The following is a 13,069-nucleotide window of genomic DNA, read 5'->3' as shown; positions in this document are numbered from 1 at the left end:
GGGAGTCTTTGTGATGATAAAAAAAGTATTAATAGCCAATCGTGGGGAAATTGCTGTACGAATTATTCGTGCTTGTAAAGAAATGGATATTGAAACAGTCGCAATTTATTCAGAAGCAGATAAAGAGTCACTTCACGTACAAATTGCAGATGAGGCGTATTGTGTAGGGCCAACGATTTCGAAAGAAAGCTATTTAAATTTGACGAATATTATTAGCGTTGCGAAGTTAACAGGTTGCGATGCTATTCATCCGGGATACGGATTCTTAGCAGAGAATGCAGATTTCGCAGAGTTATGTCGTGAATGTAACTTGATTTTTATCGGTCCAAGTCCAGAAGCTATTTCAAAGATGGGCACAAAAGACGTTGCTCGTGATACAATGAAAGAAGCAGGGGTTCCGATTGTACCAGGTTCACAAGGGATTATTAAAAATACCGAAGAAGCGATCGAACTTGCTAATCAAATTGGATATCCAGTTATTATTAAAGCGACTGCAGGTGGCGGCGGAAAAGGTATTCGTGTTGCGCGCCATGAGGAAGAGCTTGTAAAGGGAATTCAAATTACACAGCAAGAAGCTAGTACCGCTTTTGGGAACCCTGGTGTATACTTAGAGAAGTACGTTGAAGATTTCCGCCATGTTGAGATTCAAATAATGGCAGATACACACGGAAATGCCATTCATTTAGGAGAGCGTGATTGTACAATTCAGCGCCGTTTGCAAAAACTCCTGGAAGAAAGCCCATCACCTGCACTTGATGAAAATGTTCGCAAGCAAATGGGTGAGGCAGCAGTAAAAGCGGCGGTAGCGGTTGATTATACAGGTGCTGGTACGGTTGAGTTTATTTATGAATATAAAACGAAAAGCTTTTATTTCATGGAGATGAATACGAGAATTCAAGTTGAACATCCAGTTACTGAAATGGTAACAGGGGTGGACTTAATTAAAGAACAAATTCTTGTTGCTTCTGGAGAAAAGTTATCGTTACAGCAAGAAGAAGTACAATTTAATGGTTGGGCAATTGAATGCCGAATTAATGCGGAAAACCCTGCCAAAAAATTTATGCCATCTCCAGGTAAAGTAGAAATGTACTTGCCACCAGGCGGATTTGGTATTCGCGTCGATTCAGCTGTATATCCGGGATATTCAATCCCACCTTTCTATGATTCGATGGTTGCTAAATTAATTGTTCACGGAAAAACACGTGAAGAGGCAATTGCAAAAATGAAGCGTGCACTCAGTGAGTTTGTCGTTGAAGGCGTACATACAACAATCCCGTTCCATTTGCAATTGTTAGATCATCCTGATTTTGTAAAAGGTGAGTTTAATACGAAATTTTTGGAAGAGCATGAACTTGTGACGCAGTGATACATTAAAGGAGGTTTTTTTCATGGCTGAACATATGTTAGATATGGGTCAAGATACAACTCTTGGTAAAGTAGAAATTGCACCAGAAGTAATTGAAGTAATCGCAGGTATTGCAGCTGCTGAGGTAGAAGGCGTAGCGGCAATGCGTGGTAATTTTGCTACAGATGTTGTTGAGAAGTTAGGTAAGAAAAATCATGGTAAAGGTGTAAAGGTTGAATTAGCAAACGAAGATATTATCGTTGACCTTTATGTTGTGATGTATTTTGGCGTAGCAATTCCAGTTGTTGCACAAAAGATTCAAGACAACATTCGCCAAGCACTCTTTACAATGACAGGGCTTGAGCCAAAAGAAGTGAATGTTCACATCGTTGGCGTAACATTCGAAACACAAAAAACAGAAATCGAACCAGTGTAAGAATGAAAAAGGTGCCTAGTAACATAGGCATCTTTTTTATCGTTTCATTTCTTCACAAATTAAAACCCTCTAATTATTATACTATTTCAAAAAATGAGAAATTAAAAAGAAAATGTTTCGTTTTACCAAAAAACGTACATTGTGATAAGATATGGAACCTGAAGTTAATCTTTTTATTATTTTTCAGCCTTGTAACCCGTGTGTGAAACGATAAATTGTGTTATTATCATTGTATTATAAGGTTGGAAAATCAATGAAAACTGTAAGAGTAAGTGAATTGACGGCTTATAAATTATAATAATATAACAAAGTATAAGGAAAGACTTGAAGCATAAAGGAGAGTTACAATGAAACGTAGGACGGCTAGAGAAAGAGCTATGCAAGCATTATATCAAATGGATATTACAGGTGAATTAGAACCGAAAGTAGCGGTGGAAAACACGCTAGATGAAGGTGAAGAAACAAATGAGTTTCTAGAATCACTTGTAGTAGGTTTTGTAGAAAATAAAGAAGTAATTGACGAAGCAATTCGTCAAAACTTAAAAAAATGGAAGCTTGAGCGTATTAGTATTGTTGATCGCAGTATTTTACGTTTAGCTGTGTATGAAATGAAATACATGGAAGAAATTCCACACAACGTAACAATTAATGAAGCAATTGAAATTGCTAAAACATTTGGGGATGAGGAATCTCGTCGTTTTATTAACGGCGTTTTATCTAATATAAAAGATACACTGTAATTTCTTTAAGGGGGAATCTTAAAATGGTAGCAGTAATCATCAAAGGAAATGAAGTTGCGGAGAAAAAACGAGCACAATTAACAGAAGAAGTTGTGAAGTTGAAAGAGCAAGGGATTGTACCAGGATTAGCAGTTATTTTAGTTGGAGAAGATCCAGCATCTCGTTCTTATGTAAAAGGGAAAGAAAAGGGCTGTGAACAAGTAGGAATCTATTCAGAGTTAATTGAACTTCCTGAAACAATTACGGAGGAGCGTTTGCTTGCTGAAATCGATCGCTTAAATGGCGATGACCGTATAAATGGCATATTAGTGCAATTGCCTTTACCAAAACATATTGAAGAAAAAGCTATCATTGAAAGAATTTCACCAGAAAAAGATGTAGATGGATTTCACCCAATCAGCGTGGGACGTATGATGACGGGACAAGATACATTCCTTCCATGTACACCGCACGGTATTGTAGAATTAGTAAAAGAAACAAATCTTGATATCTCGGGAAAACATGTTGTAGTAATTGGAAGAAGTAACATTGTCGGCAAGCCAGTGGGACAATTGTTCTTAAATGAAAATGCAACTGTCACATATTGTCATTCTAAGACGCAAAATATGAAAGAGTTAACGAAGTTAGCTGATATTTTAATCGTCGCTGTTGGACGACCTAAGATGATAACAGCTGATTATATGAAAGAAGGAGCGGTTGTAATCGACGTTGGTGTAAACCGTTTAGAAACAGGCAAACTTTGTGGTGATGTTGACTTTGACAACGTGTTAGATGTTGCGGGTTACATTACACCTGTGCCAAAGGGTGTTGGTCCAATGACAATCACAATGCTTCTTCATAATACTGTTGAATCGGCTAAACGTGCAGGTGTCGTTTGTAAATAATTTGAGTCGGCTATGAGGAGAGAGAAATGGAGAAACAATATTTAACCGTTACAGCGTTAACACGCTATATAAAAACAAAAATAGAATATGATCCGCATTTACAGTCTGTTTGGTTAAAAGGTGAAATTTCCAACTTTAAAAATCATAGCCGTGGCCACATGTATTTTACATTGAAAGATGAAAATGCAAGAATCGCAGCGGTTATGTTTGCGGGTCATAATCGTAATATTAAATTCAGACCTGAAAATGGGATGAAGGTGCTTGTGAAAGGGAAAATCTCTGTTTACGAGGCGAGTGGTTCTTATCAAATTTATATTCAAGACATGCAGCCTGACGGAATCGGAAACCTGCATTTAGCTTACGAACAATTAAAGGTTCGTCTAGAGGAAGAAGGATTGTTTTCTCGAGTTTATAAAAAAATAATCCCTCCTTATGCAAAAACAATAGGTGTGATTACGTCACCAACAGGGGCAGCGATTCGTGATATTATAACAACGATTAAACGTCGTTATCCAATTGGAAATGTTATTGTGTTTCCAGTACTTGTACAGGGGGAGTCAGCAGCTCCCTCGATTGTACAAGCGATTCGTACAGCCAATGAAATGGAAGAGATAGATGTTCTAATCGTTGGGCGTGGTGGAGGCTCGATTGAGGAATTATGGGCGTTTAATGAAGAAATGGTTGCAAGGGCCATTTTCAAGAGTGAAATCCCTATTATTTCAGCAGTAGGCCATGAAACGGACTTTACAATTGCGGATTTTGTTGCCGATTTAAGAGCACCAACACCAACTGCAGCGGCTGAGCTGGCAGCGCCTAATATTATTGAGTTACAAGAAAAGGTATTACAAAGAACTCTAAGATTGCAAAGGGCAATGAGAGAGTTAGTACATAAAAAAGAAGAAAAACTACAAGTATTGCAAAAATCTTATGCGTTCCGTTATCCAAGACAAGTATATGAGCAAAAAGAAGAGCAGTTGGATAGAGCGTTAGAACAGCTTGTTTTAGCGAAAGAGCGTTATATTGATAAAAAGGTAAATCAGTTAAAACAACTTTCATTTTATTTAGAGAAGCACCACCCATCTCAAAAAATTATGCAAACGAAGGTAGCAGTTGAAACGTTGCAAAAGCAATTGCAACGTGAAATGCAAACGTTACTTCAAACGAAAGAATTTGTCTTTGTAAGAGCTGCTCAAAAACTGGAAGCGTTAAGCCCGCTTAAAGTAATGATGAGAGGGTACGGGCTTGTATATGATGAAGAGAAGCAAGTGTTAAAAAGTGTGAAAGATGTCAGCCTTGGAGATGCTGTTTCAGTTCAATTACAAGATGGAATACTAGATTGTAGCGTATCAGGAATAGAGGAGCGTGAATTGAATAATGGAAAATAAATTAAGCTTTGAAGAGGCAATTTCGCAACTTGAGCATCTCGTGTCTAAGCTAGAGCAAGGTGACGTACCTTTAGAAGAAGCAATCTCTTATTTTAAAGAGGGTATGGAATTATCTAAGCTTTGTGACGAGAAGTTGAAGAACGTACAAGAACAAATGGCAGTTATTCTTGGGGAAGATGGAGAGCTTGAACCGTTTACTGCTTTAGGAGATGAAGCATAGTGACAATTGCTTTTGATACTTTTTTGAAAGAAAGTAAAACTTTCGTAGAAGAGAAGCTTGTAAGCTATGCAAATGAATTACAATGTCCAAATGTACTTCGTGAAGCGATGGCATATTCTTTGGAAGCGGGTGGAAAGCGTCTCCGCCCGTTACTTTTGTTTGCAACATTACAAGCGTTTGGGAAAGAAAGAAATGTTGGAGTAGGTGCAGCTTGTGCTCTTGAAATGATACATACATACTCGTTAGTTCATGATGATTTACCTTGTATGGATGATGATGATTTAAGAAGAGGAAAGCCCACAAATCATAAAGTATTTGGTGAAGCGATGGCGGTTTTAGCGGGTGATGGTTTGTTGACATATGCTTTTCAAGTTATTATGGCATATGAGCAAAAGGAAATCTCTGCTGAGAAAAAAGTAAGACTTGTACTTGAGCTTGCAAAAGCAGCAGGACCAGAAGGAATGGTTGGCGGACAAGTGGCAGATATGGAAGCGGAAGGGAAACAGCTTACGATTGATGAGTTGGAGTATATTCATAAGCATAAGACTGGAAAACTACTTGAATTCGCTGTACTTGCCGGATCGATACTTTCTGATGCCACAGAAGAACAGGAAGAAAAGTTGCTTGCGTTTGCAAAATATATCGGCCTAGCTTTCCAAATTCGAGATGATATTTTAGATGTGGAAGGAACCGAAGAAGAGATTGGAAAACCGATTGGTAGTGATGTTTCCAATGAAAAGAGCACCTATACGACGTTATTTACTGTAGATAGAGCAAAGGATATTTTAGAAGCGACGATTGCAAAAGCAAAAGATGCTATCGGTTCCTTGCAATTACAAGACGAATATTTACTATCTATTTGCGATTTGATTGCAAAACGTAATAACTAATATAACAGCGTTTTCATTTGTTGAGTCATTCATCATTTTATGATATAAATGTAGGAAAAGGTTTTTCTTTTCTTGTTATTGGCAAAAATATATGTAGATTACATTGCCGTTATCACTTCGTGTTAGCGGCTATTTTTTTCATCGCCTAACGAAATATGGTTTATAATAGGATTAGGGCGCAATAGACTGGTTAATAGCAGGACAAGCTGAAAAATAAAAAAAGAGAATTTCTTGTTTTGTGTAAATGTTTTTTATTATATTTGACATGTTGACAGATTATGAAATGAAAGTGAGTGATCCATGTGGATCTAACGCAAATTCAAAACCCTAGTTTTTTGAAAGATATGTCTATCAGTGAACTAGAGGGATTGAGTGAGGATATTCGTAAGTTTTTAATTGAAGAGCTCTCTCAAACAGGTGGACATATTGCACCAAATTTAGGTGTAGTAGAACTCACAATTGCTCTGCATAAATTATTTGATAGCCCAAAAGATAAATTTTTATGGGACGTAGGACATCAATCCTATGTACATAAAATTTTAACTGGACGTGCAAAAGAGTTCGGTACATTAAGGCAATATCAAGGTCTATGTGGTTTCCCAAAACGTTGTGAGAGTGATCACGATGTATGGGAGACTGGCCATAGCTCGACATCATTATCTGCTGCGATGGGAATGGCTCTAGCACGTGATTTAAAGAAAACGAAAGAATATGTTATACCAATCATTGGTGATGGTGCTTTAACAGGCGGAATGGCTTTAGAGGCATTAAACCATATTGGACATGAAAAAACAGACATGATTGTTATTTTGAATGATAATGAAATGTCGATTGCACCAAACGTTGGTGCACTTCATAATGTACTTGGACGACTACGTACCGCAGGAAAATATCATTGGGTAAAAGATGAATTAGAGTATATATTGAAGAAAATCCCAGCAGTTGGTGGGAAAGTTGCTGCGACAGCAGAGAAAATAAAAGATAGTCTTAAATATTTACTAGTATCCGGTGTCTTTTTCGAGGAGTTAGGCTTTACGTATTTAGGTCCAGTCGATGGACATGATTATGAAAAGTTATTCGAAACGTTGCAATATGCAAAGAAAACAAAAGGCCCAGTGCTTGTTCATGTTATTACGAAAAAAGGAAAAGGTTACAAACCAGCTGAGAGTGATGTTATTGGCACTTGGCATGGAACAGGACCTTATAAAATTGAATCAGGTGACTTCGTTAAACCGAAAGAAGTTGCACCAGCATGGAGTGCGGTTGTTAGTGAAACGGTACTGAAATTAGCGAGAACGGATGAGCGTATCGTTGCAATTACACCTGCAATGCCTGTCGGATCGAAACTTGAGAAATTCCAAAAAGAATTCCCAGATCGTATGATTGATGTAGGTATTGCAGAACAGCATGCTACAACAATGGCAGCAGGTATGGCAACGCAAGGTATGAAGCCATTCTTAGCGATTTATTCAACATTTTTACAAAGAGCATATGACCAAGTTGTTCATGATATATGCCGCCAAAATTTAAATGTTTTCATCGGAATTGATCGCTCTGGTTTAGTAGGAGCAGATGGTGAGACGCATCAAGGTGTATTTGATATCTCATTCTTACGCCACTTGCCGAATATGGTACTTATGATGCCGAAAGACGAAAATGAAGGGCAACATTTAGTATATACGGCGATGCAATATGAAGATGGACCGATCGCATTACGTTATGCGCGTGGTAATGGACTTGGTGTTAATATGGATGAAGAATTAAAGACGATTCCAATCGGTTCATGGGAAACGTTAAAAGAAGGTACACAAGCTGCTATTTTAACATTTGGTACGACAATACCAATGGCAATGGAAGCGGCTGAGCGTCTTGAAAAGGCTGGAGTTTCAGTGAAAGTAGTGAACGCTCGCTTTATTAAACCAATGGATGAAGCATATTTACATGATCTCTTAGGAAAAAATATACCGATTTTAACGATTGAAGAAGCTTGTTTAATCGGTGGCTTTGGAACGGGAGTAGTTGAATTTGCGTCTGAGAACGGGTACCATAGTGCTTTAATTGAACGAATGGGTATTCCAGACCGTTTCATAGAGCACGGTAGTGTAACAAAATTATTAGAAGAAATTGGTTTAACGACAGATGCTGTTGTAGACCGTATTCATACAATGATTCCATCAAAACAAAAAAGGGCGTAACAAATGAGTGCAAAAAAAGAAAGAGTAGATGTACTATTAGTAGAGCGAGGACTTATAGAAACACGTGAGAAAGCAAAACGCGCCATTATGGCCGGACTTGTATATGCGAATGAGATGAGGCTGGATAAGCCAGGAGAGAAAATCCCACAAGATACAGAAATTACGGTGAAGGGACAAGTTATGCCGTATGTAAGCCGTGGTGGTTATAAACTTGAAAAGGCGTTAGAGACATTTCATCTTGATTTACAAGATAAAGTTATGATAGATATTGGTTCATCAACTGGTGGCTTTACCGATTGTGCGCTTCAAAATGGAGCGAAATTATCTTACGCATTAGATGTAGGGTATAATCAACTTGCGTGGAAATTACGTCAAGATGAGCGTGTTGTCGTAATGGAACGAACAAACTTCCGTTACGTAACGCCAGCTGACTTAGAACGTGGTTTACCGCAATTTGCTAGTATCGATGTTTCATTTATATCATTAAAGCTTATATTGCCAGTTTTAAAAACAATGCTTATGCCGAATGGAGATGTAGCAGCGTTAATTAAACCGCAGTTTGAAGCTGGAAGAGAGCAAGTTGGTAAAAAAGGTATCGTTCGTGATCGAAAAGTACATGAGGCTGTTGTAGAAATGATTGTCGACTTTGCTATAAAAGAAGGGTACGACGTAGCAGGTTTAACATTCTCACCGATTACAGGCGGGGATGGTAACATTGAATTTTTAATTCATCTGAAATGGCATGGTGAACGTGAGAATGGCGAAAATCATTCTCCGGTTTCTGTTGAGCAAGTAGTTACAGAGGCGCATGATGTTCTAAAACAAAAAGGGAAAGGGGAATAACATATGTTGTTCCTCTTTTTGTTGTAATTGTATAATGATTGTAAAAACAATTGTGTACAAGTAACGAATTATAAGTTAACATAAATAAGTGAAGTATACCAATGTTTAAACTATGGTAAGAGATAGTGTGAGGTGCAAATGTATGAATAAAGGTCAGCGCCATATTAAAATCAGGGAAATTATTGCGAACAAAGAAATTGAAACACAAGATGAATTAGTTGATATTTTACGTAATGAGGGATTTAATGTAACGCAAGCAACAGTATCGCGCGATATTAAAGAACTGCACTTAGTGAAAGTACCATTACATGATGGTCGCTATAAATATAGCTTGCCAGCAGATCAACGATTTAACCCGTTACAAAAATTAAAACGTAATCTAGTGGATTCATTTGTAAAATTAGACACGGCAGGACATATGCTTGTGCTAAAAACATTGCCTGGTAACGCTCATTCACTTGGGGCACTTATTGATCATTTAGAGTGGGATGAGATCATCGGAACCATTTGTGGTGATGATACTTGCTTAATTATTTGCCGTACACCTGAAGATACAGGTGTTGTCTCTGATCGTTTCTTAAATATGCTGTAACAAAAAAATCTTGTTTGCTTTCCTCTGTAAAGTGGAAAGTGAACAGGATATTTTTATTGGTTAAAAACCTGAATTCTTAATTGTAATATAATATTTTCTTTGAATAAAATTAGAAAATAGGTGGATTGACCCGTAAAACAAATGTTTGGTACAATGGAGCGGTTAGAAGAGTAATTTATACATACAAACATATAGTATGACTATTTGAATAAAGAACTGAGAAAAGCCCTGAATAGGGGATTAGTTTATAACGAGGTGAATGGGGCATTGTTATCGGAATTATCGATTAGAAACTTTGCTATTATTGAGGCATTAAATATTTCTTTTCAAAAAGGATTAACGGTTTTAAGTGGTGAAACAGGAGCCGGAAAATCGATTATTATTGATGCGATTAGTTTACTTGTAGGTGGTCGTGGTTCAGCCGAATTCGTTCGATACGGGACGGAAAAAGCTGAGATAGAGGGGCTATTTTATGTAGAAGATGATAAGCATCCATGTATTGAAAAGGCAGAAGAGTTGGACATAGAAATAGAAGACGGCATGATTATTTTGAAGCGTGATATCGCTGCAAACGGAAAAAGTGTATGTCGTGTAAATGGGAAATTAGTTACTCTTAGTGTATTAAAAGAAATTGGAAAAACACTTGTTGATATTCATGGACAGCACGAAACGCAAGATTTAATGAATGAAGAGCGTCATTTATTTATGCTCGATCATTTTGATGGAGAGCGTATTGTTAAACAATTGGATATATATCAAAATGTATACGCTGATTATGAGAAGTTAAAAAAACAGTTAAAATCGTTAAGTGAAAATGAACAACAAATGGCGCATCGCTTAGATTTAATTCAATTCCAGCATGAAGAAATCCGTAAGGCGGATTTAAAGATGGATGAAGAAAATGAATTGACTGAAGAACGCTTGAAAATTTCTAATTTCGAAAAAATTTATAAAGCATTAGGCGATGCATATCGCTCGTTAAGCGCGGACGGACAAGGATTAGATAATGTAAGAAGCGCAATGGGACAAATGGAGAGTATTACACATTTAGATGAAGTGTATCAAGAAAATCATGACTCAATTGCAAATAGCTATTACTTATTAGAAGAAGTTGCGTATCAACTGAGAGAAAAGCTCGATATGATGGAATATGATCCGAATCGTTTAGACGAAATTGAAACGCGTTTAAATGAAATTCGTATGCTAAAGAGAAAATATGGAAATACTGTAGAAGAGATTTTAGCGTATGCTGATAAAATTGAACAAGAAATTTTTACGATTGAAAATAAAGACGTTCATATTGAAACGACGAAGAAGCAGTTAAAGGAATTAGAAAGTGTGATTCTGAAAGAAGCAACGTTGTTAAGTAATATGCGTCATGAGCTTGCAGAGCATCTTACAAATGCCATTCATCAGGAATTAAAAGAATTATATATGGAAAAAACAAAATTTGAAGTGAGAATTATGAAGAGAGAAGGAAATGCTGAAGAGCCTCTTGTGGAGGGAGCGCCAGTAAGACTTACGGCGGATGGCTATGACCATGTGGAATTTTATATTTCAACAAATCCAGGTGAGCCGTTAAAGCCACTTTCAAAGGTCGCTTCTGGCGGAGAGTTATCTCGTATTATTTTAGCTTTAAAAAGTATTTTTTCTAAGCATCAAGGTGTTGCATCTGTAATTTTTGATGAGGTGGATACTGGTGTAAGTGGTCGAGTTGCACAGGCTATTGCAGAAAAAATTTATCGAGTATCAGTAAACTCACAAGTACTTTGTATTACGCACTTACCTCAAGTAGCTTCAATGGCGGATTCGCATTTATTTATTCGAAAACAAGTAGCGAATGATCGAACAATTACGTCAGTTACGGTTTTAACTATGGAGGATAAAGTAACAGAAATAGCTCGAATGATTTCTGGTGTGGAAATTACAGATTTAACGACAGAACATGCGAAAGAATTACTCACGCAAGCGCATCATTTTAAACAGACAGCAGAGGCTATCCAGTAATGGATAGCTTTTTTTCTCAAAAAATGATTTCTTAATTCTTCCGGTTATAAATAAAGCACTGCAAGGAGAGATTAAAAAGTGAAGCCAAGAGGCTGAATGTGGGGTAGGAGCGAGGAGAGTGAACAAATTGAAATTAGAAAGATTTCGCAAAATAATAGGTATTTTTCTCCTTGTTTCTTTAGTTTTTATAGGGTGTTTTAAACCGCTTCGGACGTTTATTTCATCCCCGAAGCAACTTGTTGTTTTTGAAGGGCAACAATCAGAAATAGCTTCATTACCAGTGTTTCAAGCTTCATCTACAGATCGTCATGTGTTTACAGTAAGTTCAAATGAACAAAAACAAGGACTTATGGTAAATTCTCATCAAAATGGTGAAGCAGATATGGTGTTTCAACTTGCTGGTTTTCCAGTGAAAAAAGTAAATGTGAAAGTATTGAAAGATTTCAAGGTTATTCCAGGTGGACAATCAATTGGTGTGAAGTTAAACACAAAAGGGGTACTTGTTGTAGGTCATCATTTAATTCAAACCGAAAAAGGGAAAGTATCTCCTGGTGAAACAGCTGGTGTGCAAATTGGAGATATGATTACTGAAATTAACGGTAAAACAATTAAAAGAATGAGTGATGTAGCGCCATTTATTCATAGGAGTGGTGAGACAGGCGAACCGCTTAATCTTGTTTTATTAAGAGATGGGAAACAAATTCGTACTAAATTAAAACCACAAAAAGACAGTGGAGAATCGTCATATCGCATTGGTTTATATATTCGTGATTCGGCAGCTGGAATCGGAACAATGACATTTGTTCATCCAGATTCTATGAAATATGGAGCACTTGGTCATGTTATTTCTGATAACGATACAAAAAAGCCGATTCAAGTCGAAGATGGACAAATTATGCGTTCGACAGTTACATCAATTGAAAGAGGTAGTCATGGGAATCCAGGAGAGAAAATAGCAAGGTTCTCACCGGATCGTGAAGTGATTGGCAATATTACAATAAACAGTCCGTTTGGTATTTTTGGCAAATTGAATACAAATATGACAAATGGCGTAATGGATAAAGCAATGCCTATTGCACTATCTCATCAAGTAAAAGAAGGACCGGCAAAAATATTAACAGTTATTGATCAAGATAAAGTGGAAGCGTTTGATATTGAAGTTGTTAGTACAGTACCGCAAAAGTTTCCGGCGACGAAAGGCATGGTAATAAAAGTAACAGACAAACGTTTGTTAGCGAAAACGGGTGGTATCGTACAAGGGATGAGCGGAAGTCCAATTGTACAAAATGGAAAAGTAATTGGTGCTGTTACACATGTATTTGTAAATGATCCAACATCAGGATACGGTGTTCATATTGAATGGATGTTACACGAGGCTGGAATTAACATTTATGATCAAGAAAGAAAAGCGAGCTAATTAATAATTAGCTCGCTTTTCTATTGAAAAATTCGTTGAAATTTTGTAAAAGCTCCGCAAGAGGTGTTTTTTGTTGTAAAATAAAAGGAAAGGGTTGAACGTTTCGTTGTATTTC

General features: G+C 37.1%; 12 protein-coding genes. All 12 read left to right on the top strand.

Annotated features, from left to right (window positions below; translation table 11 throughout):
- Positions 1-13: 13 nt before the first annotated feature.
- The 12 genes from accC to spoIVB all read left to right on the top strand — a co-directional run bounded on the left by accC (position 14) and on the right by spoIVB (position 12,954).
- Positions 14-1,366 carry an acetyl-CoA carboxylase biotin carboxylase subunit gene (accC, locus tag AAG068_RS21010; protein ID WP_000592876.1) on the top strand — a complete coding sequence of 451 codons (1,353 nt, stop codon included), beginning with the start codon at positions 14-16 and terminating at the stop codon, positions 1,364-1,366.
- Positions 1,367-1,388: 22 nt separating this feature from the next.
- Positions 1,389-1,781 carry an Asp23/Gls24 family envelope stress response protein gene (locus AAG068_RS21005; RefSeq protein WP_000807630.1) on the top strand — a complete coding sequence of 131 codons (393 nt, stop codon included), beginning with the start codon at positions 1,389-1,391 and terminating at the stop codon, positions 1,779-1,781.
- A gap of 347 nt (positions 1,782-2,128) precedes the next feature.
- Positions 2,129-2,521, top strand: a complete 393-nt coding sequence (nusB, locus tag AAG068_RS21000; protein WP_098667341.1) for a N utilization substance protein NusB — start codon at positions 2,129-2,131, stop codon at positions 2,519-2,521.
- Positions 2,522-2,544: 23 nt separating this feature from the next.
- Positions 2,545-3,405 carry a bifunctional methylenetetrahydrofolate dehydrogenase/methenyltetrahydrofolate cyclohydrolase FolD gene (gene folD / locus AAG068_RS20995; protein ID WP_042875514.1) on the top strand — a complete coding sequence of 287 codons (861 nt, stop codon included), beginning with the start codon at positions 2,545-2,547 and terminating at the stop codon, positions 3,403-3,405.
- Between the two features lie 26 nt (positions 3,406-3,431).
- On the top strand, positions 3,432-4,790 hold the full coding sequence (xseA, locus tag AAG068_RS20990) for an exodeoxyribonuclease VII large subunit (protein ID WP_342715703.1): 1,359 nt from the start codon (positions 3,432-3,434) through the stop codon (positions 4,788-4,790).
- Positions 4,780-5,010, top strand: coding sequence for an exodeoxyribonuclease VII small subunit (xseB, locus tag AAG068_RS20985; RefSeq protein ID WP_000428423.1), 231 nt, complete (start codon positions 4,780-4,782; stop codon positions 5,008-5,010). The genes xseA and xseB overlap by 11 nt, the downstream gene beginning before the upstream one ends.
- Entirely contained in the window at positions 5,010-5,900 is an 891-nt protein-coding gene (gene ispA / locus AAG068_RS20980; protein WP_342715702.1) for a (2E,6E)-farnesyl diphosphate synthase, read from the top strand. Before xseB ends, ispA begins: the two co-directional genes overlap by 1 nt.
- Positions 5,901-6,202: 302 nt before the next feature.
- The gene (gene dxs / locus AAG068_RS20975) at positions 6,203-8,095 is read left to right on the top strand and encodes a 1-deoxy-D-xylulose-5-phosphate synthase (protein WP_342715701.1); all 1,893 of its coding nucleotides are present in this window, start codon (positions 6,203-6,205) and stop codon (positions 8,093-8,095) included.
- Positions 8,096-8,098: 3 nt separating this feature from the next.
- Positions 8,099-8,938, top strand: coding sequence for a TlyA family RNA methyltransferase (locus AAG068_RS20970; protein WP_342715700.1), 840 nt, complete (start codon positions 8,099-8,101; stop codon positions 8,936-8,938).
- Positions 8,939-9,080: 142 nt separating this feature from the next.
- Complete coding sequence (argR, locus tag AAG068_RS20965) at positions 9,081-9,530, top strand: arginine repressor ArgR (protein ID WP_001032581.1); 450 nt, start codon at positions 9,081-9,083, stop codon at positions 9,528-9,530.
- Positions 9,531-9,797: 267 nt separating this feature from the next.
- The gene (gene recN / locus AAG068_RS20960) at positions 9,798-11,537 is read left to right on the top strand and encodes a DNA repair protein RecN (protein WP_342715699.1); all 1,740 of its coding nucleotides are present in this window, start codon (positions 9,798-9,800) and stop codon (positions 11,535-11,537) included.
- Between the two features lie 118 nt (positions 11,538-11,655).
- Entirely contained in the window at positions 11,656-12,954 is a 1,299-nt protein-coding gene (gene spoIVB / locus AAG068_RS20955) for a SpoIVB peptidase (protein ID WP_342715698.1), read from the top strand.
- The last annotated feature ends 115 nt before the right edge of the window (positions 12,955-13,069 follow it).

This window comes from Bacillus paramycoides (assembly GCF_038971285.1).
Classification (GTDB): domain Bacteria; phylum Bacillota; class Bacilli; order Bacillales; family Bacillaceae_G; genus Bacillus_A.
Note: the sequence above shows the minus strand (reverse complement) of the source record. Positions and strands in the feature narration are given on the sequence as shown.